This window comes from Streptomyces sp. PH10-H1 (assembly GCF_030063355.1).
Classification (GTDB): domain Bacteria; phylum Actinomycetota; class Actinomycetes; order Streptomycetales; family Streptomycetaceae; genus Actinacidiphila.
On sequence record NZ_JASISZ010000099.1, the window covers coordinates 1 to 25016 of the forward strand.

At 70.2% G+C, this 25016-nt stretch carries 23 protein-coding genes; 17 read left to right on the top strand and 6 right to left on the bottom strand.

Annotated features, from left to right (window positions below; genetic code table 11):
• Window positions 1–1287 precede the first annotated feature (1287 nt).
• Window positions 1288–1617: a hypothetical protein gene (locus tag QMK24_RS36470; RefSeq protein WP_283471167.1), complete on the top strand. Its 330-nt coding sequence runs from the start codon at window positions 1288–1290 to the stop codon at window positions 1615–1617.
• 110 nt (window positions 1618–1727) lie between these two features.
• Window positions 1728–2204, top strand: a complete 477-nt coding sequence (locus QMK24_RS36475) for a hypothetical protein (RefSeq protein WP_283471169.1) — start codon at window positions 1728–1730, stop codon at window positions 2202–2204.
• A gap of 69 nt (window positions 2205–2273) precedes the next feature.
• Here QMK24_RS36475 and QMK24_RS36480 read toward each other — a convergent pair whose 3' ends face one another.
• Window positions 2274–2522, bottom strand: a complete 249-nt coding sequence (locus tag QMK24_RS36480) for a hypothetical protein (protein WP_283471170.1) — start codon at window positions 2520–2522, stop codon at window positions 2274–2276.
• Window positions 2523–2648: 126 nt separating this feature from the next.
• On the opposite strand from QMK24_RS36480, the gene QMK24_RS36485 reads away from it, so the two are divergent.
• The 7 genes from QMK24_RS36485 (at window position 2649) to QMK24_RS36515 (ending at window position 9279) form a co-directional block, all read left to right on the top strand.
• A complete protein-coding gene (locus QMK24_RS36485) occupies window positions 2649–2876 on the top strand; it encodes a hypothetical protein (protein ID WP_283471171.1) in 228 nt (75 codons plus the stop codon).
• 1537 nt (window positions 2877–4413) lie between these two features.
• The gene (locus QMK24_RS36490) at window positions 4414–4539 is read left to right on the top strand and encodes a hypothetical protein (protein WP_283471172.1); all 126 of its coding nucleotides are present in this window, start codon (window positions 4414–4416) and stop codon (window positions 4537–4539) included.
• Window positions 4540–4648: 109 nt separating this feature from the next.
• On the top strand, window positions 4649–5008 hold the full coding sequence (locus QMK24_RS36495) for a hypothetical protein (RefSeq protein ID WP_283471173.1): 360 nt from the start codon (window positions 4649–4651) through the stop codon (window positions 5006–5008).
• A gap of 728 nt (window positions 5009–5736) precedes the next feature.
• Window positions 5737–6780 carry a DUF932 domain-containing protein gene (locus QMK24_RS36500; RefSeq protein ID WP_283471174.1) on the top strand — a complete coding sequence of 348 codons (1044 nt, stop codon included), beginning with the start codon at window positions 5737–5739 and terminating at the stop codon, window positions 6778–6780.
• Between the two features lie 116 nt (window positions 6781–6896).
• Window positions 6897–7439: a hypothetical protein gene (locus QMK24_RS36505; RefSeq protein WP_283471175.1), complete on the top strand. Its 543-nt coding sequence runs from the start codon at window positions 6897–6899 to the stop codon at window positions 7437–7439.
• Between the two features lie 468 nt (window positions 7440–7907).
• Entirely contained in the window at window positions 7908–8285 is a 378-nt protein-coding gene (locus QMK24_RS36510) for a hypothetical protein (RefSeq protein WP_283471176.1), read from the top strand.
• Window positions 8286–8640: 355 nt separating this feature from the next.
• Window positions 8641–9279, top strand: a complete 639-nt coding sequence (locus QMK24_RS36515) for a hypothetical protein (RefSeq protein ID WP_283471177.1) — start codon at window positions 8641–8643, stop codon at window positions 9277–9279.
• Between the two features lie 146 nt (window positions 9280–9425).
• On the opposite strand, the gene QMK24_RS36520 is transcribed toward QMK24_RS36515, so the two are convergent.
• Window positions 9426–9782 carry a hypothetical protein gene (locus QMK24_RS36520; RefSeq protein ID WP_283471178.1) on the bottom strand — a complete coding sequence of 119 codons (357 nt, stop codon included), beginning with the start codon at window positions 9780–9782 and terminating at the stop codon, window positions 9426–9428.
• 508 nt (window positions 9783–10290) lie between these two features.
• Between QMK24_RS36520 and QMK24_RS36525 the strand changes: the two genes are divergently transcribed.
• The 5 genes from QMK24_RS36525 to QMK24_RS36545 all read left to right on the top strand — a co-directional run bounded on the left by QMK24_RS36525 (window position 10291) and on the right by QMK24_RS36545 (window position 14700).
• Window positions 10291–10893 (top strand): efflux RND transporter periplasmic adaptor subunit, encoded by a 603-nt coding sequence (locus tag QMK24_RS36525; protein WP_283471179.1) that lies wholly within the window; start codon window positions 10291–10293, stop codon window positions 10891–10893.
• A 73-nt stretch (window positions 10894–10966) separates the two neighbouring features.
• Window positions 10967–12271, top strand: coding sequence for a hypothetical protein (locus QMK24_RS36530; RefSeq protein ID WP_283471180.1), 1305 nt, complete (start codon window positions 10967–10969; stop codon window positions 12269–12271).
• A gap of 43 nt (window positions 12272–12314) precedes the next feature.
• Entirely contained in the window at window positions 12315–13064 is a 750-nt protein-coding gene (locus QMK24_RS36535; RefSeq protein WP_283471181.1) for a hypothetical protein, read from the top strand.
• Between the two features lie 713 nt (window positions 13065–13777).
• Entirely contained in the window at window positions 13778–14137 is a 360-nt protein-coding gene (locus QMK24_RS36540) for a hypothetical protein (RefSeq protein WP_283471182.1), read from the top strand.
• Window positions 14138–14433: 296 nt separating this feature from the next.
• Window positions 14434–14700: a hypothetical protein gene (locus QMK24_RS36545; protein WP_283471183.1), complete on the top strand. Its 267-nt coding sequence runs from the start codon at window positions 14434–14436 to the stop codon at window positions 14698–14700.
• Window positions 14701–15049: 349 nt separating this feature from the next.
• Here the strand turns inward: QMK24_RS36545 and QMK24_RS36550 are convergent, their stop codons facing one another.
• Together QMK24_RS36550 and QMK24_RS36555 are read right to left on the bottom strand one after the other, a co-directional pair.
• The gene (locus tag QMK24_RS36550; protein WP_283471184.1) at window positions 15050–15277 is read right to left on the bottom strand and encodes a hypothetical protein; all 228 of its coding nucleotides are present in this window, start codon (window positions 15275–15277) and stop codon (window positions 15050–15052) included.
• Between the two features lie 49 nt (window positions 15278–15326).
• Entirely contained in the window at window positions 15327–15611 is a 285-nt protein-coding gene (locus QMK24_RS36555) for a hypothetical protein (RefSeq protein ID WP_283471185.1), read from the bottom strand.
• A gap of 52 nt (window positions 15612–15663) precedes the next feature.
• Between QMK24_RS36555 and QMK24_RS36560 the strand changes: the two genes are divergently transcribed.
• From QMK24_RS36560 to QMK24_RS36570, 3 genes are all read left to right on the top strand, one after another.
• On the top strand, window positions 15664–15813 hold the full coding sequence (locus QMK24_RS36560; RefSeq protein WP_283471186.1) for a hypothetical protein: 150 nt from the start codon (window positions 15664–15666) through the stop codon (window positions 15811–15813).
• Window positions 15814–15870: 57 nt separating this feature from the next.
• Complete coding sequence (locus QMK24_RS36565) at window positions 15871–16224, top strand: hypothetical protein (protein WP_283471187.1); 354 nt, start codon at window positions 15871–15873, stop codon at window positions 16222–16224.
• 475 nt (window positions 16225–16699) lie between these two features.
• Entirely contained in the window at window positions 16700–17794 is a 1095-nt protein-coding gene (locus tag QMK24_RS36570; RefSeq protein WP_502962706.1) for a methyltransferase domain-containing protein, read from the top strand.
• 1069 nt (window positions 17795–18863) lie between these two features.
• Here the strand turns inward: QMK24_RS36570 and cas3 are convergent.
• Both cas3 and cas6e read right to left on the bottom strand, forming a co-directional pair.
• Window positions 18864–21626, bottom strand: a complete 2763-nt coding sequence (gene cas3, locus QMK24_RS36575; protein ID WP_349362010.1) for a CRISPR-associated helicase Cas3' — start codon at window positions 21624–21626, stop codon at window positions 18864–18866.
• Between the two features lie 2696 nt (window positions 21627–24322).
• A partial coding sequence (gene cas6e, locus QMK24_RS36580) for a type I-E CRISPR-associated protein Cas6/Cse3/CasE (protein WP_283471189.1) occupies window positions 24323–25016 on the bottom strand: 694 nt, incomplete at its 5' end.

Genomic DNA, 25016 nt, shown 5'->3' on the forward strand with positions numbered 1-25016 from the left:
GCCTTTCGGCTGAATTCGCAATGCAATTCCCCTTCGGGGAATTAGTGGGTGGTTTATGTCGAGCCCCTTCGGGGCTCTTGGTTTGGCGTGTTGTATTCCCCGTTGGGGAATTTGTGTTGTGGGTGGTTTGGTTTATGGTTTTGGTTTTTCCCGCGTTGCGGGATTTGTGGGTGGGGTGGTGGTGGGTGGTGAGTGGGGCCCCGTTCCGGGGCGTTGGTGGGTGTTTTGGGCTGGTTTTATGGAGTGTTGGGGGGTGGGGTTGGGGGCTGGTGTGGGTGCCGGCCTCGGGGTGTTGGGGGTGTGGGGGTGGGCCCGTTCCGGGCTGGTGTGGGGTTGCTGTTGGGGATATGTGATTCCCTTCGGGAATTTGTGGAGTGTTGTATTTCTTAGTGTATTTGGTGATTCGGGGGTTGGTCAATTCCTTGTTTTGGGTTTTTGATGCATAGTACATGCGGTGGTTGTTCTGGAATTGGTGGTGAGCGCTTCTGACGTTCCGTCAGAAGATGCTGTCTGTGCAGGTGTTGACTTGGTCAGCCCTCAACTCCCTTGCTTCGCACGGGAGTTGTCAGCGCCACATGTTGTGGCGTCAGGTATGTCTTTGGGGTGCCCGTTCCGGGCCATCCCGCACCACTCCCCACAGGGGAAACCTGACTCACAACACCCTGCCCCCGGGGTTGCTCCCCCTGGCACGGCATCACCACCCCGGACGCACCGGCCTCTACCGGGCCACCACCCACCGGGCCCAACCCACAGACAGCTCCCACACAGGACTGAACGGCACCACCAGGCCCAGACAGGCCACGCGACACCCCAGGGCCCAGACAGGACACCCCCGGCCCTCTACAGGCCCCACGAGGCCACCACCGCCCAACCCACCGGGCGACGGCGGGACCGGACGGCCCGACAGCAAGGACGACGGACGGAAGGCCGGCTCATACAGCGGCGCGAGCCCACCCGGCAACGGACCGGCGGGCCGCAGGCGGCGGGCGGCCGCGAGTCCGGGCCGGTCGGCGGCCAGCCGTGACAGCGCCGTCGGAGCACGAGCGGCCACCGCGCGGCGCGGCGGACGGCGGACCGGCCGGAAAACAGCACGCGAGCAGCACGGCGGGGGCGGGGCCAGGGCGGCCGACAACAGGGCGGACAGCGGGGCGGTGTTGGAACCCCTCGCGTTCGACCCGCGCGGCGGCGGCTCCTCTGTGGACCCCCGCTTGTTTTATCAGGCATTGCCTGATAAACTCATCTCATGAGGCCGAGGGAACAGCCCGAGGCCGCAACGGAAAGGACGTCATGAACGACGCGGATGGCTTCGAGGTCTGGGTGGTTCGCTCCGCCTTCCTCAAGACCCAGCTCACCTGGCTCGCCTGGAGCAGCCAGAGCGAACTGGGCCAGAGGGTGCGCCGGATCCTCAAGAAGGGCCTCAAGCCCGCCGTCGGCACCCACCTGCGGGAGCAGATGCTTCCGTCGAAGTTCGGTTCCTTGGACCCGCGCGACTGGCTGCCCGCCGGTCGCTACGGGGAACGGGACATCGTCATCGACGGCCTGGCCTTCACGATCGACCTGTCTGTCGCCTCCGGCGGCATCCTGGCCGTCGTGACCCAGGTCCGCACGGTGCAGTAGCCCACGGCACACCGGCCCCCGCCTCACCGAAATTGAGGCGGGGGCCTCCGCACCCCGTCAAACTCCGCATGATGCGGTTACTAGCCGCAAATTGCGGTATTCTCGTGGCCATGGATACCACTGGCATTCCCCGCGAGCTCAGCTCCATCGCCCTCATCCTGGACGCCCTCCCGGAAGGTGACCGGGCGAACGCACAGGACCGGATCCACCGTGCCCACCTGTCCGCACTGGACGGTGCCGTCGTCGCGGCGGTGCGAGCGGCCATCCACGCCACGCAGGGCGCCGAGGCAGCCGGCGAGTGGCTGCGATCCAGCACGCCGGCCCGGTTCACCGATCGGGACATCTACCTGGCCGCCCAGCGCCACGGCGCGGCAGACGAGCTGCTCGAACAGGGCTTCACCGTCCCCGACGACACACCCGCCACGGTCGACGCCCGATGCGCCCGGCTGGCAGACCTGTGGGCCGAAGCGCGCGACCTGGCGGTTGATCTGGCCAACTCGGATGTACACGGGGCAAAGACCAAGGTCGCTGCCTCCCTCGACGTAAGCGTCGACACCGTCGGTCGCCGGTTCGTCCGCAAGAAGTGACGCACCTGGCACACTGACCCACGAAGGGCCCGGCCTCAATTTCGGTGAGGCCGGGCCCTTCGTCTGCCGTCAGAGAGCGCACACCTCCCAATCCAGCTCGTGCACACCGATCTCGACGCCCGTCACCGTGGCGACGAACGAGAGGGTGAAGGCGTCGTCATCCACCACGAAGGCGATGGAGTCGCGGACAACACCGTCACCAGCGGCGCCTACCAGGTGGCCCTGGATGCGCAGCATGGCCAGGACATACGCCGCCCTGTCGAAGACGGCCAGCCCGTCCAGCGCCTGCGCGGCCTGGGTGCTGTAGCTGATGATCACCAGTCTTCCCTTCCGGCCGGTCCCTCCGACCTGAAAGAAGTTTATCAGGCATTGCCTGATAAGCCAAGAGGGAGGTCCGCTGCGGCCCGACTGGATTTGTCAGGCAAAGCCTGATAGACTCTCGGAGTGAACCAGACCACCCTTGACGACATCGCCACCCTCAAGAAGGTCTTCGACGACCTCGCCGAGATACAAGAGCGAGCCGACACCCTCCTGATCTCCATCGTCGACAGACGCGAACGCGGCGCACAGGCCGCGATCTCCCGCGACCTGGGGATCAAACCCCAGAGCCTGCCCCGCAGGATCACCGCCGCGAGAAACCGGCTCGCCGGACAGGACCAGGACACCGACTGACCCGCCCCCGCACCCGCGCGCACCGCTCGAACCTGCCCGCCCTGCGAAGCGCTCCGCCGCGGCCCAGGCCGTCGACGCCGCGCCGCGGACCGCGCGGACGGACCGCGGCGGTCAACCCGACCTCGACAACGGGCCGGCCGAACGCAGGGGCCAACGGCCCGGGGCGCAGCGGCGGCGGGCCGCCGGCTCCCGCAGCAACAGACACCACCGGGGCAGGCGGGCCGGGGCAGGCGGGCCGGGGCCCGGATGTCGAACCCACCGCGACCGAACACACCCCAGCACCGAGCAACCGGGCCCGGCGCAGCCCCGCCAGCAGGCGAGCAGGCCGGCACGCGGGCGGGCGGGCGGGCGGAGTTGAGTCGAGCGACGGAACAGGAACAGCCCGCCCCAACAACAGACACGAGAGCCGGGCGGACACCGCGGCGACACGGGAGCCGCGGCCCGACCAACGCTGGCCGGGCACGCCAACAGCAGGACAGCGCGCAGCGGAACGGGCGCCGGCGAAGGCGGCGGCCGCGAACGGGCGACACGGCAGCGGCCGGCAACCGGCCGGACACGGCGCACGGCAGACGCCGGCGACCAGGCAGCCGCCACGGCAGCCCCCGCCAACGGCCAGCCCGGACAGCGCGGCAGACGGGCGGCCGCGGCCCCGCGGATCGAGGCCCGAGGGCCGGCCGACATGGGCAACACCCGCTCGGCCGGCAGTAGTGAACCAGCCGCAGCCGACCGCCGGCGGGACACTGCAGCACGAGCATGCGGGGGCGGCAGACGGCCAACTGGAGCACCGGCCGGCGAGAGGTGAGCAACCGCCGAGGGCCCGGCAGCGGCCGGGCCGGGCGGAACTTGCAGCACGTCGCCGGCGGCGCGGGAACGGCGCGCCCGGCCGGAACAGGCCCGGCGGCGCGCAGCCGCGGCACAGCGGCGGGCGGAGCGCGTACAACCGCACCCTCGCCGCACGGCGCAGCAGCGAACGGCGGTGGGGCCCCGGCGGCGAGCCGGCAACACCACGCGGCGCGGCAGCAGACCACGGGCGGCCGCGAGATCAAGGCCCAGCCTGGGCCGGACACCGACGTCGGCGGCCGGCGGACTGGACGACGAGCTGGCAGCGGAGGCCGGGGCAGAGCGGCGACCAGGCGGCCGGGCTCGGCCGGCGAGCCGGCCGACAACACCGCGCGGCAGCGGACGGCGGACGGCGCGGGCCAACAACGGCACCAGCCGCCGGCGCGGCCGCGGCGCGGCGAATCCGGGTGGGCCAACGCTGCCAGGGCGGCCGCGCGGTCGGGAGGTTGGGCGGGACGTCGGCCCACCGCGTTCCCCCGATCGAGCGAAACCGGGCCCCACCGGCCCTGCCAGCGCGGCAGTCTGCCCTACGGTGAGCGCAGCAGCGATGCTGCGGGGCCTTTCAGGGCCCTTGCCGACACACTCACGGGATCCCGGCGCCCGAAGTGTGGCAGAAGCCCGGTCAGCGGGAATGATGCTTGATCCGGTCTCTGCCCTCTGAGCCACCGGCTGCCGGGAGCACGGTACTCGGAGCATCATGACCACTGATTTCCGCACGTTGCAGCAGTACGCCCGAGCCCTGGGACTCACCTACCAGCAGGTCCTCGCCCGCTACCACGCCGTCCGCGGCCAGGACGCACCCCGTTCGGGAGCCATCGCCTAGGCACGCCAGGAAGTCGGCCAGTTCCAGGAGGACGACCAGCTCCAGGCGCTGCGGGAACTGCGCACCAGCTTCGCCGAGTACCAGCTCCACCGCCCCACCTGGTCGGTGTGTGCCGTGCGTCTCGACCCCGAAGTGCGCGCGTCCCTCACCGCGCAGGGAACTCGACCGTGCGACCTGGCCCCGCGTTAGGCCGGGCCACTACCTTGACGCCGCCCTGCGCACCGGCCCGGGCCACCTGCCCGGACACCTCGCGTGCACGCGGGAGTTCCTCGCCGCCCGCGGCGACGGCCTGCCCCCTGTCCGCTCGTCGCCCACCGCCTACGTGCTCAGCCCGCACGCCCACACGGCGCTGTCGGACCTGCAGCTCGCACTCACCGAAGCCGACCTCCCCCGCGGCCAGATGGGGACCGTGCTCTCCGCTCTCACCACACGCTTCCTCAACCGGCTCCCCCCGCAACGAACGCGATAGCCCACCACCACGGCCGCCTATGGCCGCTGAACCCGACCAGAGGTCAGCAGCACTGACCTCAACGTCAGCAATTCTGACGTTCCACATACCTATGTCACCCACAGGGTGACGCTCACACCGCGGCGCCGGGCCGTCCGGCGCAGCCGTGACGCCGCGGTCGATCTCTCTGCCGAAGGCGGTGGCCGGGGGCGGTGGCCGGGGCCGCGGCGCAGCAGGCGCCAGGGCCCGACGGACGGGCCCGCCGGGCGGGCGGGCCGGGCGGGCGGGCCGGGCGGCGGCGACCCGCGCGGGCGCAAGAGAACGACCCGGCGAACTTCGCGACGGCCCGAGCGCGGCGAGCAGCCGGCGGCCGGGCGGCGCCGGGCGGCCAGCGGCGGCGAACCGCGGCAGAACCAGGCGGCCCACCGCCGGCGGCAGACCGGCGGCCGCCAGGCCGCGAACTGGCGGCGAGCAGCAGGCGGGGCCGACAGGACACGACGTCGACGGCCCACCCCGGGACAACGGACCGGCCGGGGCCGGAGCGCGGCCGGGGCCGGAGCGGCCACGGCGGGCCAGCACGGCGCAGCAGCACAGCGACGGACGGGACGGCGGACGGGACTGGGGGCGGGGCGCGCCTCTAGGTCGCTCTTAAATCTTGCATTACGTCAACTCATGCTGTATCTTTTAAGAGTCAGCGCGGGGGACCCCGCGAGGGCGACGCGAACGCCGCGTCTATCGAGAGGACTTGAGTGACCACCAGCACCGTCAACGCGAATGTCGTGGCTTCCGCCGCCTCGTACCTGGAGCCTGCGGGCCAGCGCCGCTTGAACGGCGACGCGCCCACGCCCCGTCCGGAGCTCGCGTCCTGGGATGCGGTCCGCGACGCATACGGTCTCTCCTGGGAGCCCGTAGCCGCGCCGGTCCTGACCTCCGGCCCCAACGGCCTCCCAGTCCTTCTGGGGATCGACCAGTTGGGAAACCCCGTCTACGAGACAGAGACGGACCACAAGAAGATCGTCCGGAACGACACCTGGTTGACCCTCGGCGTCCCCGGTTCGGGGTACGAGGTACTGGACCACACGTTGCTCGGCCGGATTATCGCCCCCGTCATGGAGGCTCCGGGCGCCGAGGTACGCATGCTGCGCGAGCTGCGTGGAGGCCGCTCGGTCATGGGCCTCATCGAGCTGACCCGAGAGGCACGCGGCTTCGCCGGAGATCCCTCCCCCTGGACCCTTAGCGTCGGCTTCCAGGCATCCCACGACGGCAACGGGTCGCTTCGCGTCTGGGGTACCGCCGAACGCCTGTGGTGCACCAATCAGTGGAACACGGCGATGCGACAGGCCAGCGCCACTGGCCGCTTCCACGCCATTCGGCACACGCGGAACGCTCCGGAGCAGATCGAGCAGGCCAGCCATCTGGTTGGGGTTCTGCGTAGGGACTTCGACGAATTCCTGGCCGACCGGGAGGATCTCCACCGCCGCCGTGTCACCGTTCGTCAGCGCGACGAGTTCGTGGATCGCATGATCCCCCTGCCGGAGCAGTGGGCGGACATGAAGGACCACGACCACCGCATCCGTCGCGTCCACGAGCGCCGGGGCGTGCTTCACGCCATCTTCTCCAGCAACACCATGCTCGGTGTCGAGTTGACCGCCGGAGCGCTCGTGGAAGCTGCGGGCGAACTGGCCGACTGGGGCGGCAACCAGACCGTTGACGGACGCATTCGTCGCACGCAACTGGAGCAGTCCACTTTCAAGGCGACGGCCCTGCGCGAGGCGCTCTCCCTGGCCGCCTGACCCGCAGCGCCAACCCGGTCGGTCCATGCTCGGGCCGACCGGGCCTCTGTGGCCCACGCGGGCCGCACTCTCCGACTCCAACCAGACCGCTCCCATAGCTAAGGACTGCTCTCCGCATGACCGCAACGCACGTCAATGGCATCGCCGTTGTCGAGGACCAGCCCACCAAGAGCGGCATCAGCCGCGATGGAGTGCAGGTAACGTTCACGCAGACTCGCCATCTGCTACTGGCTGACGGCACCGAAATTTATGGTTGCCAGTCCTGCGACTACACCTCCCCCAATTCCCTTTCCATTCGGCCGCACCTCAAGGTCCACAAGGATCGGGCTCCGAAGTCCGAGAAGGCGCGCCCTACCGGCGCTCCTGTCAGCCAGCCGACAAGCGCTGTTCCTTCTGGTTCGACGCGTGCTGCATCGACGCTCACCGGAACAGATCTGGCGTCGCTCAATCTCGGGCAGCTCGTTGAGCGCGCTCACCTCACCGAGCAGATGCGCGCTCAGCGAGACACCGCACGCGCGGAGACGGCTGCAGTACGGCGCGAACTCGTCGACCAAAAAGACCGCACGGCCACGGAACGGAGCCGCCGGGAGGGATGGCAGAACCGCGCGGAGAAGGCCGAAAAGAAGCTCCTCGGCATGCGGGCGCTGCTCCAACCGTAGGCGCCTGCAAAGCGCGCCGCCCGCCGCCCCGGGCAGCGGCGCAGATCGACGCGGTCCGGCAGCTCGACGGCGATAGGAGGATTGCCGATACCATATGACCCTTAAGTCTTGCACTATCTGAACATTGCATGTACTGTTTCAGTACAACGAAGCGCCCCTTCCTTTCGCCCAGCCGACCCCGGCCGGGCCGCCACACACAGCGATTGGACGTCGTCATGCGCCCCCAGAACAGCCGCCTCCTGACTCGTCAGGACAACCGCGATCGCACGGAGGCCGTGCAGAATCGTCGGCGCTCCGGCGCCAGCGGCGCGCACGTCGGCGGGACCCGGGGCGCCCGCGGCCGTCGGGGAGCTCGCCGCACGGCCATCCTCTACTCGGTGGCGACGGACTGAGCCCGTCAGCACGCGCGCGCCGGGCTGGCGCACGGTCGACCCGCTCCTCCTCCAACCGATGTACAAGGACACTCCCGTGGACTGGCTTGATGAAACGCCGCCTGACCTGGGGTACGACGGGACCGACGCCGACGCTGCCCGGCGACCGCTTCTGCCGCGCAACCTCCTCGACGACCTGCGGAACGCCGTCGGGGAGTGGCTGGACACGCAGGCCCTGGAAGCACGGCCGTTGTCGGTTCGCTTCCTGATTGAGGAGATCGACGGCAACGAACGGCCGCTGATCTGGTCCCCTGTCGACGTGCAGCTGCTCTATCCGGGCGGCGTGGAACCGAGTGCGTACGACTTCACGGAACATCCTGTCGGCGAAGCCCTGACCAACCTCACGGTGTGGCGGCCCATCGCCTTCGGAGACTCCCTGGCCGTCGTGCCTCCAGCTCCGCAGCGAACCCGATGACACGACGAACGATCGGTCCGGCACCGAATCCGTCCGACCTCTCGGGCCTGTCGCTGGCCACGCGCCCGGATCGTAGCCGGGCCTCCTCGTGGTCCACCCCGTCCATGACGGGCACTACCTCAAGGGCCTCGGCCGGGTGCGCGCTCAGGGGAGCGCCCGGCAGGAGATTGCGCAGGTCGAAGACTGACCCTCACCACCAACCGGACTCCGTTCGGACCAGGCGCCGGCGCGACCGACGGGCCGGTGAGGCCGCGGCCGTTTGACGCTCGCTCCACCTCGTCGGCGCCCAGCGTGGCCTGGGACCCCGGCAGCTCGGCCGCATCCCCGACACACCAAGACTGCACTGGAGGACCACGTGGACACCGAGACGCGATTCCGCCACACCATGGACAGCATCACCCGCTCAAGCAACGCCTCCGGCCTCGCCGACCTGGTCCGTCACGCCGCGGTGCTCATCGCACATCTGGACGGCCACCCGAGCATGGCCGACGCGCCTGAGGCGTTCAGGGCTACGCTCTACGCCGCGGAAGGCACCACGCACCTGCACACCCTCGCCGGCCTCGCTTGGCGGGCCGGCTTGTTGTGGGACCGCCCTGACGACACCACGGCAGACCACCCGCGGGCCGCGTTCGCCGGCTGCCTGCCGGAGACGTCCGCACACCCGGCGGTGTCAGCGGCCTCGGCCGCTGCGCGGGCCGCAGCGATTCCCCTCGCGGTCTTCGGCCATGACTATCGTGCGGACCTCGCCCCGCAGGGTCTCTCCCTGGCACCGGACGGCGCCGAATCCGTCGAGTGCAGCTGGTTCATCGACGGCCGCGCCACCGAACCCGTTTCGGGTCGTGCAGGCGTCACGCGGGCACGCGAGGCGCGCAACGCGGCGCTGATCGGCGTGCGCGACGTCCTGGCCGCACGGGGGTGGAGCGTCCATCTCCTGGCGAGCCGTCGCACCGCCACGGTGCGAGTGCTGAACCTGCTGGCCACCCCTCCGCGCTGACACGGCCTGTGGCACGAAGTGCGCGCTTGTTGGGTAGGCACCCCTGAGAGCTCTTGCCGGCCGGGGTGGGTGCGTCGTCGGCCGGCGACGCCTTGGCATCGCCGGCCGACAGGCTGGCCGTGTAGGGCTGAAGGGCGGCCCTGGTGTTACCTGGGGATCGGCGGCTTCGGCGCCGGGTTCGAGTTGTAGGGGTTCGCGCAGTCGTAGAGCATGTACCCGCGGATCTTCTTGCCGTCGGCCCTCGTAACCGTCGCCCTGGTGTACCAGGTGCGTTCGGACGCACGGTACGCGAACTGGTCGTAGGCGATCTTGTCGTGGCGGTAGGCGATGCCGACGGTCGTCGACGTCCTGCCCGCGTCACGGTGCACCTTCACGGCGCTGCACGAGATCGTGCCGTACCCAGTGCTGTATGCCTGGGCGGACGGTGCGAGGGCGAGGGCTGATCCTGCGACGGATAGGCCGAGGACTCCGACAGCTGCGGCGCGGCCAATACGGCGACGCATGGGCATAGTTACTCCCCATCAAAGTGGTGTCTGGTGGTACCGCCCGGTAGTGGTGCTGGGCGATGTCCCGACGCTAAGGCCATTGACCTGTGGATAGATTTCGCTTCCGGCGGGCGACCTTGCTGCTGCGCGGCGACCGCCCTCCGCGCCCGGAATCGTGCGACCTGCCAGGTTGACTCTTAACACTTGCGTTGAATTGATATGGACGGTAGACTTTTAAGCGTCAGCCGCTTTCGGGCGCCGACCCCCGCCGCCATCAGCGCGGCGTGGACGCTGCGCCTTCGTCCCCTCCGAAGGCGTGGCACACCCGGCCAGCCACCTACTGGCCGATGACCGCCGGTCTGACCTGCGCACTCCCCCTTCGGCGCAGGCAGACCGGCGGGCCGGACCCAACCGTGCGGCTACCGCAGGGCCCGCAGGATCAGCAGCCACACCTGACCACCACACCGGCCCCCTGCGGTGCCGGGACGCTTCCTCCTCTTGAAAGGCACCTGTGGACGCCCGCACCGTGACACGCGACCTCGGCCCGTACGGCCGGCTGACGATGCAATCCCTGGCTGACCCGGACACGGGAACCGTGCGCTACCAGCTGCGCTGCCCCCATGTACGCGGCAGCGTCGTGATGGTGCCGGCGCTCCTGCTCGCCGACCCCATCCTGGCGAAAGAGCCAGGTCCGATCGACCTCTACCTCTTTGCCCGGCTGGACAACGCCGTCAGCGGGCAGCGCGACGAACGGCCCCTGACCATCAACGGCATCGAGCTCGCCGGCCGGATCGCCGTCGACACCCGTTCGCCGTACACCATCGACGCGCGGCGGACCACCCAGAACGGATCCACGGAGCGCATGCCGAGGTCGTCCTGGCAGTTGGCGCGCGCCGTGCTCGGCACCGCCGCCGAGCATTGGGCCCAGCGTGAGGACCGCAACACTCTGGAGGGCCTGGCCCGCCAGTCCACCGCGCAGCACTACCTCGACATCTACGAGTCCGCACTGGAGCAGCGTCGCCAAGCGGTCGAGCGTGCCGAGCGGGGCGTTGCCCAGGCACAGCGCGACCTCGACCAGCTGCGCATCCTTGCCGCGCCGGACGGCACACCCGCCGCGGCCCCCTCATAGTCGGCCGCCGCCGTCCATCGCCAGGACCGCAGCAAATGGCCGCCATCCCCTTGACCACCTGGAGAACGTTGACGTGACCTTCCTTCGGGCCACCATCCGCACCGACCTGGACCTTCCTGGGATCGGCACCCTTACGGCGCGCGTGACCGCACTCGAGCACGGCCGCCTGCGCTACGTCGTTCGCGGCCCCCATATTCGAGGTACGTTCGTCGTCATCCCCGAGCACCACTACGACGGCACCGTCATCCCAAGCACCGTCAGCGTGCAGTACGGCGACGGAGTCGACCCACACGGCGACTACTACTCGCGCCACCGTCCCGACGAGCCGGTCGTCTACAACGTCCGCGTGCACGGCTGGACCGGCGGCCTCAACCCCCACGACCTGCCCTCCGGGTACTTCCTGGGCCGCTACGCCGAAAACCTGCGGGACAACGGCGTCTGCCAGGAGCTGCCGCGCGGTGTGCGACGCCGCACCGAGGTGGTCATCCTGGCGATCGTCATGCACTGGCGCCAAGTGCCCCACCTCCACGCTCTACTCACGGCCGCGGCCCTGCCGCAGGCTGCGAGGTTCGCCGCGCACGAAAACGAACTCGCCACTGCGGCCGGCGCAGACGCTCGGCAGCTGGATCAGCAGCGTGCCCAAATGCGCAGCGGGCTCAACGTCATCACCGGCATCATCCGCCGGGCCACCCGGCCCGTGCGGGCGGCCGATCCTGCCGCGGTGTCCCTCCCGCTCACCGACGACCGGGGCCACTTCCTGGGGTCGGTAAACGTCCGGGAGGTCGCCGTCAATGACGGCGTGGCCGGATCGGTGGTCTACGAGGTGCACGGTGCCCGGGTGCACGGGCGATTCACCGTCGGCCGCAACATCTACCGCGCCGGGCCCCTGCCCGACGGCATCTGGGTCGCCTACGGACAGGCCACCCGCCGGCACTTCGAGCACGAGCGCGCCTTCGAGCCCACCATCAACGGCGTCCCCGTCAGCGGGCACTGGGACCGCCACACCACCGCCGACCTCACCGCCACCACCCCGCCAGCCATGCCAGCCCGGGTACGCCTCAGCCGCACCACGGGCACTGATGCTCCGGCCGCCACCGAGCGTCGTGCCTCCGCCGTGTTGCGCGCCCTGGCCCTGCACTACCTCGCCCGGCCTGACATCGAGGCGCTGCGCCTGGCCGCCGCCCAAGAGCGCGCCCCCGAGGCCCGGTACACCACCCGCGCAGAGCTGCGCAGCCTGCGCGCCCGGCACCACACTGCCCTCGCCCGCGCTGAGCATCACCGTGGTCGCCAGCAGCAGTACCTGGAACTGCTCCCCCAGGACATCGAGACGGCCCCGAACGCGTCCGCCTCGCGCAGCGAACGGCTGCGCGCCGCCTGACCAGCCCCATCCCTCGACCTCGACCTCAACCTGAGATGGAGCGATGCCGACCGAATCCACGGTGCAGTTGCTGCACGATCACTTCGACGCCCTCGGCCGGGCCCTGGCCGACACCCTCAACCATCGGCAGATCCATGACGGTGGCTGGACCCACCAAGCGCATCGCAACACCTTCGGCTCGTTGACGCTCACTCACCCCGGCGGCCTCGGCTTCACCCTCATCCACCTCCACTCCTACCGCGCCAAGGGAGCCGGCCGGCGCCTGACCATCGAAGGCGTCTACCCCGGCGGTTTCTGCGGCCACCGGACCCCGTCCATCACCGTCGGCATGGACCAGCCCCCGATGTCAATGGTCAACCAGATCGTCCGCCGACTGCTGCCCGACTACGTCACCACCCACCAGGTGGCCGTGGACGATGCCCGTACGCAGGAGCGGCAACGGCTGGCGCGCGTAGCTGTGAACCGCCGCATGGAACGCGTGCTGCCAGGCCTGTCACCGGCCGGTGGCCCCTCCGCCACTCAGACCGACCGCGTGTACTCCTATTGGTCGGGCGCCCGCTTTACCCAGGACCTGGTTCCCGCGCTGGCGTCCGGGCACGTACGCCTCAGCTCGGATGCCAGCACCGCGAGTCTCCGGCTCGACGGAGTGCCCGCTGACGTGGTCCTGGCCATCCTCGAACTGATCAACCCTTCCCGCCCGGTGGAAGGCGTGATCGCCCCACGTGCCCTCGCCCCCGAACGCGCCTCCTTGCCCCCGGCAGACCGCACCATCGTCGGCGAAGTACTTCGCTGACACCAGCGGTCGGGACCGGCCATCGGGAAGGCCAGCGACGTGCCTTGCACGCGGGGTCTCCACAGCGCCGCTCGGTGCCGTGCCAGCGGTGATGCCCGTCGGCACGGCCCCCCGGCAGCCGGTATGCGGCGCAGCAGCCGGTGGCGACCGGAGGCGCAGGACGGAGCTCCAACGTGGCGGATGAGAGGGTTCAAGCGGCCGGCAGAACTCTCGTCGTCGCGATAACATGGCGGCATCGCCCCTCCCATGGCGTGCCCCGGCCTGAACCCACCTCCGGTCGTGATCGGCGAACCGTGCTACCGCGCGGGGGAGGCATCTGGTGCTGGTGCCTTGCTTCAGCAGCTCCGGTGTCGGCCGTGGTGGGCAGCCGGTCCGGGAGTTGCAGGAGACAGCCGATGACACCATCGTCCCGCAAGCGGAAGACCACCAGCAACCGGCAGCGGATCGCTGGCGCCCTTCAACGCGCGATCGGCTGCTCGTATCAGCAGGCGCTTCAACGTGTCGAGCAGGCCGCGTCCCGCGGTCTGCTCCCTCCGGTGCTTGACGCGGCCGGCCGCGCGACGGCCGTACGACTACTGAGCGGCAACGCCCCCCTTCCGACGTCGACGAGCACGAGTGCCGGACTCCGGACGCACAGCTGGTCCAACGCAGATGGCGGACGAGACGGGGGATTCCCGCGGGGCGTGCCGCCGATTCCGGACGGCCGAGGAAACGTGTACCTGCGCCCTCTGACCGCGCACGAGGAGGCCGTCCTCCCCAGCCGGCCCTACAACTCATTGACGTTGGAATACGTCCCGGAACCGATGCGCTACCGGGCGGTCCTCATGGCCCAAGGCCGCTACGAGCCGCTGGCGGCGCCGTTCTACGACCTGCCAGGTGCGCAGCGCCGCTGCGAGCAGGAACTGCTGGCCCAACAGCCTGACGCCCTTTTCCGCTGGGAGCCGTTCGACGAGCCGCCAACGACCAGCTGGCAGCTGACGACACCAACGCACGAGGCCGGCCTTCCTGTAGCGCTCGACTACTGGGTGGTCATCTTGGGGTCCGATCTCGATGATGGCCCGCGGAAGTGGTAGTGCGTCGCGCACCTGATCACCTATCACCAGGCTGCACCACCTGTCCGGGAAGCAGTCGCCGGCCGCGGCGCGGCCTGACCCAGACAGCCGTCGTCCCCGTACCGCGGCTTGGCAGGTGGATGACACTGTCGGGAGCGCCGGGCCGGGCAGCGTGGCTGCGGCGGGGTGAAGAAGCGGCTGGTGTCCAGACGGCGCGGAGGTGTTCGGCCGATAGTGCCCGTAACCGGGGGCGTGCGCTATATAAGGGAAGCGGCCCCGACGCCCGACCGCACGAGCAGACAAGGGAGACTAGAGCAGTGACCCTCCAGACCGGAGTAGAGATCTATCAGTTCGTCCGGGACCGCCTCGAAGAGCAGCGCGATGAGCAGCACCCTGATGGTCACCAGGTGTACGCAGACGCGCGACGCAAGGCCAAGCAGCTCAGCCAGACCCACGCCAACGCCGTGGCCGCCGAGGACACCGGCGCAGCCCAGCGCACTCTGGTGGGGCTGTACGCGATGGCCGACGACTGGAAGCACCACCCGGACAACCCGCCCGCGACCGCCGCTCCTCCCGCCGGCTGACGTCGTTGACCCCGTCGTGAAGTCGATAGCCGCGCCGCGCAACGAGTGGCATGCGCCGGCAGTCTTCGAGGACCGGCGCAGGTGCGCGAACGGACCGTCCTCCACCGGTTGCAACTGTTCAGGCTCGCAGGCGTACCGGCCAGCATGTACACGCGCTCCAGTGCGATGCTGCGCGCTCCGCGCTGCGAGCCGACGGCATCACGCTGGAGTGCGTGTAGAACCTCGGGCACGGTGCCGCTGAGCCGGGTCAGCGAAAGGCCAAGGGCCGCACAACGTGCACGGGGGTCTTGCCTGCCAGCACGGCGCGCCGCCCACTCCAGTGTGAGGGCGGCGGCATGCTTGGGTGCTCTCACCAATCGTCGGGCGCGCTGCCTACCCACGCGATCGGTCGGCCTTCGCTGCTGCGGCCCCAATGCGGCTCCTCCATCGAGGTCTCGTGACCGTCGTCCAGGACGCAGATCCGCCCCCAGCGGCCGTGCTTGCCCGGACAGATCCCGGTGAGCCGGGCCACGCCACCGTCGCGCACGGCCTGGTCGTAGCGGTCCTGGAAGGGCTGGAGGCGTGCGCACAACTCCATGCTGGTCGATACCCTCTCCCTCGCCGCCGGTTTGGAGCCTTCCCCGCCCCTACCCGGTCAGAGTGCCGCCGAGCTCTTGGCCCTCGCCCGGGAATTGGCCGTTCCTGCTATCGCCGTCGCTCACCTCGGACCCGGTCCCGCCGATGCCTGCCGGCCTCGCCCCGCCGATCTGCGCGACCCTGCCGTTCTGGCGCACGTGGACCGCCTGGTCCTCCTCCACCGCCCCAATCGCATTGAACCGATCCCCGGCAGCCCGGACCTCGTCACCCTCCACGCCGCCCTGCCCAGCGGAGTTTGCCTCGGCACCACCACGGTGCTGTTCCAGCCTGAACACCACCGCATGATCCCCCCGCCCCCGCCACGCGCCTGACCCAAGGGAGCGCTCGTTGGTCAAGCAGGAGCCGCAGTACATCGCGCAGCAGGTCGGCCCGTACGACTGGGAGATCTGGGACGATGAGACCGAGCGGTGGGTACCGAGTTGGGGCGGCAACCTGGACGTCGCCGAGACGGCGGCCGAACAGCTCAACGGTGGGTAGACCCTCCGAATGTGCACGTCCCAGCCCGCAATCCCGACACCTTCTGAAGGAGGACACATGGTCAGCGCGCACACTCAGGACGATGTCGACGAGGTTGCGGCCGTGACCGGAGTTCTCCTGGCCTACCATCCGACGGCGCAGCGCGACGCCTCCCGGGCCGTCGTGACCTCGGGGTTCGTGTGCTCACCAGGAGCTCCCGGCTCCGGAGCGGTGCGGGTCGGCCACCGCTGCCCGTTCCCGACCGTGCTCAACGGCCGCGACTTCCCCGAGGTCGCGGCCGAGGAGTTCGTCTTCACCAGTGCCTACGCCGACTTGTTGCGCAATCACGGATGGACGGTCAGGGACGTGTCGACGACGCGGCCCTGTCTGCTCGTCGCCCGGTCAACTGCCCCGGCGCAATCGAGGAAGTGACGTTCACCCGGCGCAAGGTGTCCAGGACGGAAACGAAGCCCCGCCGCCCAGCGGTGGCGCTCACCCGTACGCCAAGTACCACTAAAACACTGGACGGAGTGGCCACTCCATCGACACCGGGATATTCCCGGTTTCGGGAACGCCCGTGACGCCGAATACGTGCCAACCGTGGCGGCGGGCTCCGGTAGCCCGGCGGCCGAGGCGCAGCCGGAGACGTGTCGCGGCCGTCACTGGCCACGGCGGTCTATCGGGCGGCTCGAATGTGCGCCACGATGCACGTAGCATCACTCTGCGCTGAAGGAGTTCTAACGATGGGTGAGCACGAGAAGCCTGGCGAAGACCTTGCGAAAGGGAACCCGCCTCCTGGTAACGCGGACAGCCCGGCGCCGCCCCCACCCCCGAGTGACCCCGGAAAGCACAGGAAGTAGGAGCCTCGTTGTCCTTCGTCGAGCATCAACGCCGCCTGGCGGACGACATGGAGCAGCGCGGGCAGTGGCCGGAGCGCTCCCCCTGGATCCGCTTGGCGGTGGGGGCCCTGCCGCGGGACGAATTCGCTCCCGACCGCTTGTGGACCTGGGACGGTCACGCCTACCAGCCCATCGACCGGGCCGCCGACTCCGATCGCTGGGCCGCCGAGGTCTACGCCGGCCCCGACGGGCCGGCCGTCACCCAGGTCACCGACGGTGTCGCAACCTCCAGCCTGTCGGCGCAGAGCCTGGTGGTCGACATGCTGGACTCTCTCCTCCTGGAGGAAGGCCACCGCGTCCTCGAGCTCGGCGCCGGCACCGGCTGGAACGCGGGCCTAGCGGCCTGGCGCACCGGCACCCAGGTCACGACCGTGGAGACCGACTCCGCACTGGCCTTCCCGGCCCGTCGTCGGCTGGAATCGGCAGGTGCCTGCGTGACGGTCGAGGTCGGGGACGGCAATGCGGGCTGGCCTGCCAACACCCGGTACGACCGGGTGATCGCGACCTACGCGGTCGACCAGGTCCCGTGGGCGTGGGTGGAGCAGACCGTTCCCGGCGGGCGGATTGTCACACCCTGGGGCCACCTGGGACACGTCGCACTGACCGTCGCCGACGACGGCAGCTCGGCCTCCGGCTGGTTCCAGGGCCTGGGGATGTTCATGCCCGCCCGCGGTATCGCTCCCGCACTCCGCTACCAGCAGGTGCGCGAACAGGCTCCACCCGCCAGCGACAGGCCGTTCCGGCGCGCCCTGGAACCGCTGCGCGACGACTGGAACCTCCGCTTCGCGCTACGCGTCGTCCTGCCCGACCTGCGGATCAGGACGGCTGTGGACGAGGACGGGCTGAACGCTTGGTTCCACGACCGCACCTCCTGGGCGTCCATCGCGGCCGTAGGCGGCGGCCGGACCGTCGCCACCCAGGGCGGCCCGCGCCAGCTCGCCGACGACGTCGAACAGGCATGGGACCAATGGATCGCCGCTGGCCGGCCCTCGCTGTACGAATACGGGATGACCGTCGAGCCGGAGGGCCAGTACGTATGGGCCAACGACGCTGACACTGGCCCCCGCTGGCCGACCGACCTACTGGCCCAAGCCAACTGGTAGTTGCGTCGCTGCGTTGTGACATTTCCTGCAACTGTGACCGCGCCACGCCTGGGCTGACGCGTGCCGCGGAGATCAGGACTGCGAACTCCTTGGCCGGCATCGTGATGGCGCCGCTCGCCCCTGGCGCACCGAGCAGGCGACGCGGCGATCGTGCACGTCGGTGGCGTAGCGACTCCTGACGGGTGAAACCTTCGGCGTGTCGGCCGCGGCCTCCCTCGAGTCGGCCCGGGTGGCAGATCAACTCCATGCGACGGCCCACACGGGGCCCGTTCCCAGCCGCTCACCCGACGTGCTTTATGAGCGTGCGCCAAGGGGACCCCAGACAGCGTGGCTGCCACCTGTGGAGCTGTTCTTCCTGATCCGCGGTGTCTATCTACCTCGCGGTCGGGGTCGGGCCGGCCGGGTTGTGGAGAAGCCCGTGCGTGCGACCATCCTGTCCCGCCGCGCCAAGCGGTTGTCGACCTATACGGGCATGCCCCATCGCTCCGCCCTCACGGCGGTTCGGGCGGCGAGTCCTGGCACACCACTGATCCCTGCGGCCAATCCGCACCAGGCGCAGCTGGAACGCTGGGTGCTGCGCCGCCTCGCCTGGCCGTCCAACGACCCCGACTACCCATGGGGCATTCGGTACGTCCTGCCTCGTCACGACGGCCTGACGATCCGATTCGAGGGCGACACCATGGCGCGGGAAGCGGCCAAGGCCCTGCTGCCTCGGTGCGACGAGCACGGCGAGGTGTCCGGAATCCCAGGAGCCCGGATCCGGCCAGATCCTGCCGGTCCCCCTCGGCTACCTCCTGGCGGGACCGGTCTCCGACACCTTCGGGGTGCGCTTGACCCTCGCGGCGGGCGCCCTGGTGATCGCGCTGGCCGCATCCCGCTGCGATCCGCGAACCAGGTGCCGGCGCCCTCCCGGGTCCGCTGGCGGGCGACGGGGATACGAGTCCACAACTGGCTGTCTGTCCGTCGGCCTTCGGTCAGCGTCGCTCGATGCTGAAGCCGATCCCCTCCGTCCATGGCGGTGAGCCGGACGCCCGCAGGGAACGTGAATCGGCTTCTGCCATTGCCGGGTTCACCGAACGGGCGTGCGCACCAAGCCGAGGACCGGGTCGAGACGCAGGGTGTGCCGCTCGGTCCGGTAACCCTGAATACCTCCGCCAGACAGGACCCGATGCGGCAGCAGGCGCAGCTCGCGAGCGAGTGGGGTCTTGTTCCATTCCGTGGGCGCGGCGGTATCGGGGCGCTCTGGTAGATACGCGCCAGGGGCCGGGACGCTCAAGCGGGCGAGGTCGGCGACCTGCCCGCGCGTCAGACGCATATGGCCCGAGGCTGGTATGGGCAGTTCGCTGGTGCACTGGGGATCGAGCCAGTATCTACCGTCGTGGGCGCGGTAGACGGGCAGCAGCCGTGCGGAATCGGCGCCGAGGCGGGTGGTGAGCAGGCCGGGGTCCAGGTCCCGGTCGGTGATCGGGTAGAGGTCGGTGATGGTTGCGGGGGCGGGGATGGCGGCGGTGTCGGCTGCGGCGGCGTGCGCGGCGTCCCGGCCGGCGCGGCGGTGGTCATCGTGCAGGGCTTGCTCGGCGAGGGCGTTGAGGTCCGCGTAGACGGTCTCGATCATGGAGGTGACGGCCTGCGGGATGGCGACGTGGGTGCTTTCGGCGAGCAGGTCGCGGGTGCGGCGGAGCAGGGCGCCTTCGTAGACGTTTCCCCACGCCGGCGGGGGGAGCTCTCCGGCAGGTGCGAGGACGACGAGGCGCGGGATGGGCGCCCAGGCGGGGCGGCGGCCGCGGTCGGCGAGGGTATGGCGGTGTCCGCGGCCGGCGCGCTGGAGGAGCTGCGCCAGCGGTGCGAGGTCGGTGACGACGAGGTCGAAGTCGACGTCGAGGGACTGCTCGGCGACCTGGGTGGTCACCACGACCCATGGTTCGTGCGGGCGGCGGGCGCGGGGCCCGAGGAGAGCGAGGAGTCGGCGGGTGAGGTCCTCGCGCTGCCACTGCGGCATGCGGGCATGGAGTAGCAGGAGGTTCGGGGTGCGGGTGCCGGAGCGGCCGGAGCGGGCGGCGAGGGCTTGGTAGGTGGCCTGGGCATCGGGGACTGTGTTGCAGATTACGAGGACAGCGCCAGGGTCTGCGCTGGAGTCGTAGAGCGGGGCGAGAATGTGGGCCAGTTGCGCGGCGCGACCGTCGTCGACGCTGAGGTCGTGGGTGTGGCGCACGAGGTGCTGGTCGACGGCGAGGTGGTGCGCGCGGGTGCTGGGGATCGTGCCGGACGCGGTGATCGTGCCGGTGGCCGCGTCCGCGAACAGCCAGCCGGGGTAGGCCGGGGCGACGGGCTGCGGGGCGGTGTGACCGGCGCCTTCGAGGTAGGCGTGGACCAGGCGCTGGGCGAGGCTGCCGGCGAGGGTCGCGGACAGCAGCACGACGGGTGCGCCGAGGTGGCCGAGCCACTGGAGCAGGCGGATGGTCAGGGCGTGGCCGAAGGCGTCGTAGGCGTGGGCTTCGTCGATGATCAGCGTCTTGCCGGACAGGCCGAGCCAGCGCAAGGTGTTGAACCGCATGGGCAGACAGGCCATCGCGGCCTGGTCCCACGTGCCCACCGCGGTGCCGGCGGCCAGGCCGAGGTGCTTGCGGCGCACGAAGTCGCCCGCCGTCGTGGACACGCCGTCGTCGCACAGTTCGGTGTCCGGGGCGTCCGTGGAGTACGTCTCCTTCAGCCAGGCCATCCCGTGCAGCAACGTCACCGGGGTATCGGCCGCTGCGGCGCGGCCAACGTAGGCGCGTACGCGGTCCCACATCGCGTCGGTCGTGGCCATCGACGGCAACAGGACCCCCAGCCCGGGCCGGCCGGCCGCCGAGCCGAGCAGGCGCGCACCGAACAGCCCGGTCTCCGTCTTGCCGTCCCCGGTGGGAGCGGTCACCAGCAAGATCCCCGGTCCGCTCACCAAACCGGGCAGACGGGCGGCGATGCCCACTTGCAGCGGATACGGCTTGGTGATGTGCGGGAAGACGTCCGAAAACCCGGAGGCAGGCAGCCATCGCGGTGGGGCGAGCTGCAACCGGGCCACGGCCGGCCCCGCGGCGGCCAGCGCCCGCTGGAAGTGGGCCTCCCAGTCCTCGTCCCCGGCAGCCATCCAGGCGCGCTGCCGGGCCGACACCCACGCATGGCCCGAAGCGATCCAGTCCGCGAGCACCACCAGCCCCGTCACCAGCACCGCCGCACCCGCGGGCGCCACGCGCGCCGGCGCCGCAGGGCTTCCGCACGCCCGGTGCACGACGTCCACCAGCGCTACCCGCTGCTCCTGCCAACCCTTCGCCATCCCGATCCGCGGCTCGGCCCGTTCCGGGTGCCTCATCGTTGTCCGGTCCAGCATCGGGCCGTAGACGCCGTGGTGGCCTCCCAGGATCTGCGCGACCTGATGGGCCACCGACTTCCCCGGGCGCGATGCGATGTCGTATCCGAGATCGGCGAGAAGGGACGGCAGAACGAGATGCGCCACCCGTTCATGGCGTACGGAGCCCTCGTTCATCCAGCCTGCGGGAGAGGCGAACTCCTCGCGCTGCAAAAACTCCGGATCAGGCCCTGTCGGAGACGACTGGAACGCCGGACAGCACTTCCCCACGTCATGCAGACCAGCCCAGAACGCCACCAGACGACGTGCGTGAGCCTGCGAAACCCCGAACGACTCGGCCACGAACCTGCGCTGACCTGCCGAGAGATGAACATCCCAGAGCACCATGGCGACCGCTGCGGTATCCAGCGAATGGCACCCCAGCGGATACGGAGCCGGGAGTTCATCGGACTTTCCCCATATACAGGAACACAAGCCGAACATCATGAAAGGAATCACCTCAAGTAGTCAGGTCTGGATGCATTGAGATCGATTAGGGAGCACTGGCGATCGAGGGGGCCACGGTGGTCCGAATGGCGAGCAGGCGTCACTTCGTTCACCGGCCTGCGGTCACGCCTCCGGCCGCGGATTCCCGCTTGGCGGGAAGCACCTGGTGCTCAAGGCCGGCGGCGAAGGACTCCCGCACAGGCTGCGGGCGGGATGCGTGCGAGCGGGTACAAGCCCCGTCGCGTTACACGTCGTAGGACTCCCGCACGGGCGAGATGCACTCGAACTCGCGCAGCTCGCTGATCTGCGGACGCGTAGGACTCCCGCGTGGGCGGGATGCACATCAACGCGTTTCGGGCCTTCGGCCAACATTCCGTAGGACTCCCGCGGAGGCGGGGTACACCGCACCAGTTGGTGCGTGCAGAACTGGCAGAAAGGCGGACTTCCGCGTGGGCGGGCTGCACCTCTGCATCTTGCGGTGCATGTTGGTCCGCGCCGTCAGACTCCCGCGCGGGCGGGCTCCACGTGCTGCAGCTCGCTCCACCCGAGGTACAGGTCGTTGGACTCCCGCGCGGGCAGGCTCCACGGGTCAGCCATGCGGCGCAGGTACTCGATCACCGTTGGACTCCCGCGCGGGCGGGATGAACGAGTTCCTGACCGTTGCCGCGCGTACATGGTCATCGGCGGACTCCCGCGCAGCCGCACCGCAGCGAACAGCAGGGTACGCATCGTCGTCGGGCTCCCGCGCGGGCCGGCTCCACGACGACGAGGGCATGTACACCGCCGAGGCTAGCGTTGGACTCCCACGCGGGCGGGCTCCACACGGGCGGCCCCTTGCCCTTCGACGTGCTCGACGTTGGACTCCCGCGCGGGCGGGCTCCACCCTCCTTCGGGGTGGGGAAGACGCTCTGCCCGCGTTGGACTCCCGCGCGGGCGGGATTCACTCGATCAGGTCGGCGTGGGCCGCATCGAGGGCCAGCGGACTCCCACGAGTTCCTGCATCGACTCCTGGAGACGCGGCGGACACCCGCGCGGGCGGGATGCATGACAGGACGCCATCGCCCTTGTGTGCGGCCTCCGGCGGACTCCCGCGCGGGCAGGATGCACATGTGCTCGGCGCCGGCATTGGTGCGGCGGGCCGTAGGGCTCGCGCACCTCCGGGCGAACACCGCCGACCTGATCATGGCCGTGGGACTCCCGCGCGGGCGGGATGAACGAATTCCTGACCGTTGCCACGCGTACAGGGTCATTGGCGGACTCCCACGCAGCCGCACCGCAGCGAACAGCCGGGCACGCATCGTCGTCGGACTCCCGCGCGGGCGGGCTCCACCACAGCGTCCGCGCCGCAGCCCTGATGCTCGCCGTTGGACTCCCGCGCGGGCAGGACACACTCCCGCACCCACGTCAGCGTGAACACCAGCGGCGTAGGACTCCCGCGCGGGCGGGCTCCACCTGGTCCGCCGGAGCTGGAGTTCGAGCAGTGCCGTTGGACTCCCGACGCGGCGGGATCCACGCGTGGTCTCCATCGGCTGGCCTCCGCCAGAGTCGTTGGACTCCCGCGCGGGCGGGATCCACTGGGCTGCGGGCTGGTCTCGCTTCGGGACTGGCGTTGGACTCCCGCGCGGGCGGGATCCACCCCCCGACCGCCGCACCGAACGGCGCGAAGATCGATGGACTCCCGCGCGGGCGGGCTCCACGCCGACATCTGAGCCGTCATGGCGGCGTGCGACGTTGGACTCCCGCGGGCGGGCTCCACTGATCCGCGACGTACGCCTGGATGACGTCCGCCGTGGGACTCCCGCGCGGGCGGGCTACATGCGTGGTCTCCATCGGCTGGCCTCCGCCAGCCAGAGTCGTTGGACTCCCGCGCGGGCGGGACCCACCCCGGGTCAACTGCCTGGCGAGTGCCTAGCTGCGTTGGACTCCCGCGCGGGCGGGCTCCACTCCCGCCCCGAGGTCGGGGTCGACGGCGTGAGCGTTGAACTTCCGCGCGGGCGGAATCCACGGTGTGGCGGCCAGTGGGGGCTTTCATCGCCCCGTTGGACTCCCGCGCGGGCGGGATCCACATCAGCCGGTTGAGGCTCTGCGTGCGGTAGTGCGTTGGACTCCTGCGCGGGCGGGCTCCACTCCCGCCCCGAGGTCGGGGTCGACGGCGTGAGCGTTGAACTTCCGCGCGGGCGGGATCCACCCCGCGCTGACGGCGTCATCCCCGAGCACCATCGTTGGACTCCCGCGCGGGCGGGATCCACCTCGCTCAAAGGCCGGGCCCGGACGTCCACTCCGTTGGACTCCCGCGCGGGCGGGATCCACTGGCAGCGGTGCCCGGTCGTGTGGTCGCGGGGCGTTGGACTCCCGCGCGGGCAGGATGCACCCGACCAGGTGGGTTATCGGCGCGCCCCACTCCGTTGGACTCCCGCGGGAGGCGGGCTCCTCTTGCTCATCGAGATCTGGACCGGCCTCATCGGCGTTGAACTCCCGCGCGGGAGGCTCCACGTGCGCCGCAGTCGTCGGCCGTGAACGGCCTCCGTTGGACTCCCGCGCGGGCGGGCTCCACGTGCCCGAACTCCCCTACCGCGCCCCGCACTCCGTTGGACTCCCGCGCGGGCGGGCTCCACACTTCCTGACCTGGTTGCTTCTGAGGGTTTTGCTCTTTTGTTATCAAGGTTCGCGGCGTGATGGCCCTGAATTTTGCGGAGCTACACCCGTGTGAGAGGGGCTATGGAGAGTAGTCCGGTTCCGAAGGCGCGGCCTCGGCCGATGCCGGTGGTGAGGGCGGTACGAAGGGCGGTGGTGTCGGTGATGGTGGCGGTGCCTTCGAAGCGGGTAACGCGGCTGCGGATGCGAATGCGTTTGCCATCGTGGGCGGGATTGTTCTTCCAGCCAGCCATGTCGGGTTGCGCTGTGCTGCTGGTGGTGTCGGTATGCGGGGTGAGGCCGGCGGCCAGAGCGTTCTCATGCCACCACTGGGTGGCGTCGTCACCGTGGAGGGGGATGCGGCGGCCGCGCTTGAGGCTTCCTTTCTCGTCGCGTTCCGGGTTCTCGGAGCGGGTGCAGCGCTGGGGTTGGGCGTGGATGCGGTAGCGGACCGGGGCGCCGGGTTGGCACCAGGTGAGGAGGGGGGTGAGGTCGCGTTCGTCAGTGGCGGTGGCGTATCCGATGGGCAGTGCGTCGAGGTTGAGGGGGTGGTGGGACTGGATGAGCAGGGTCTGGCCGCGGGGGTGGTGCTCGAGGAGGAAGAGGATGCCGGCTGCTTGGCGGGGGCTGTCGCCGAGGTGGTCGGGGGCGAGCGTGAGGATGGTGCGGTGCAGGGAGTGGACGTTGCGGAGGTCGCGGGCGACCTCGGTGGACAGGGGGTTGAGCTGGAGTCGGGTGAGGTGGGCGGTGGGGGTC

Excerpts from the sequence above, each read along its gene's own strand:
- QMK24_RS36505 (WP_283471175.1), top strand. The coding sequence starts at position 6,897 with ATGACCGCAACGCACGTCAATGGCATCGCCGTTGTCGAGGACCAGCCC.
- QMK24_RS36475 (WP_283471169.1), top strand. The coding sequence starts at position 1,728 with ATGGATACCACTGGCATTCCCCGCGAGCTCAGCTCCATCGCCCTCATC.
- QMK24_RS36550 (WP_283471184.1), bottom strand. The coding sequence starts at position 15,277 with ATGGAGTTGTGCGCACGCCTCCAGCCCTTCCAGGACCGCTACGACCAG.
- QMK24_RS36535 (WP_283471181.1), top strand. The coding sequence starts at position 12,315 with ATGCCGACCGAATCCACGGTGCAGTTGCTGCACGATCACTTCGACGCC.
- cas3 (WP_349362010.1), bottom strand. The coding sequence starts at position 21,626 with ATGATGTTCGGCTTGTGTTCCTGTATATGGGGAAAGTCCGATGAACTC.
- QMK24_RS36490 (WP_283471172.1), top strand. The coding sequence starts at position 4,414 with ATGACCACTGATTTCCGCACGTTGCAGCAGTACGCCCGAGCCCTGGGA.
- QMK24_RS36570 (WP_502962706.1), top strand. The coding sequence starts at position 16,700 with ATGGAGCAGCGCGGGCAGTGGCCGGAGCGCTCCCCCTGGATCCGCTTG.
- QMK24_RS36565 (WP_283471187.1), top strand. The coding sequence starts at position 15,871 with ATGGTCAGCGCGCACACTCAGGACGATGTCGACGAGGTTGCGGCCGTG.
- QMK24_RS36470 (WP_283471167.1), top strand. The coding sequence starts at position 1,288 with ATGAACGACGCGGATGGCTTCGAGGTCTGGGTGGTTCGCTCCGCCTTC.
- QMK24_RS36520 (WP_283471178.1), bottom strand. The coding sequence starts at position 9,782 with ATGCGTCGCCGTATTGGCCGCGCCGCAGCTGTCGGAGTCCTCGGCCTA.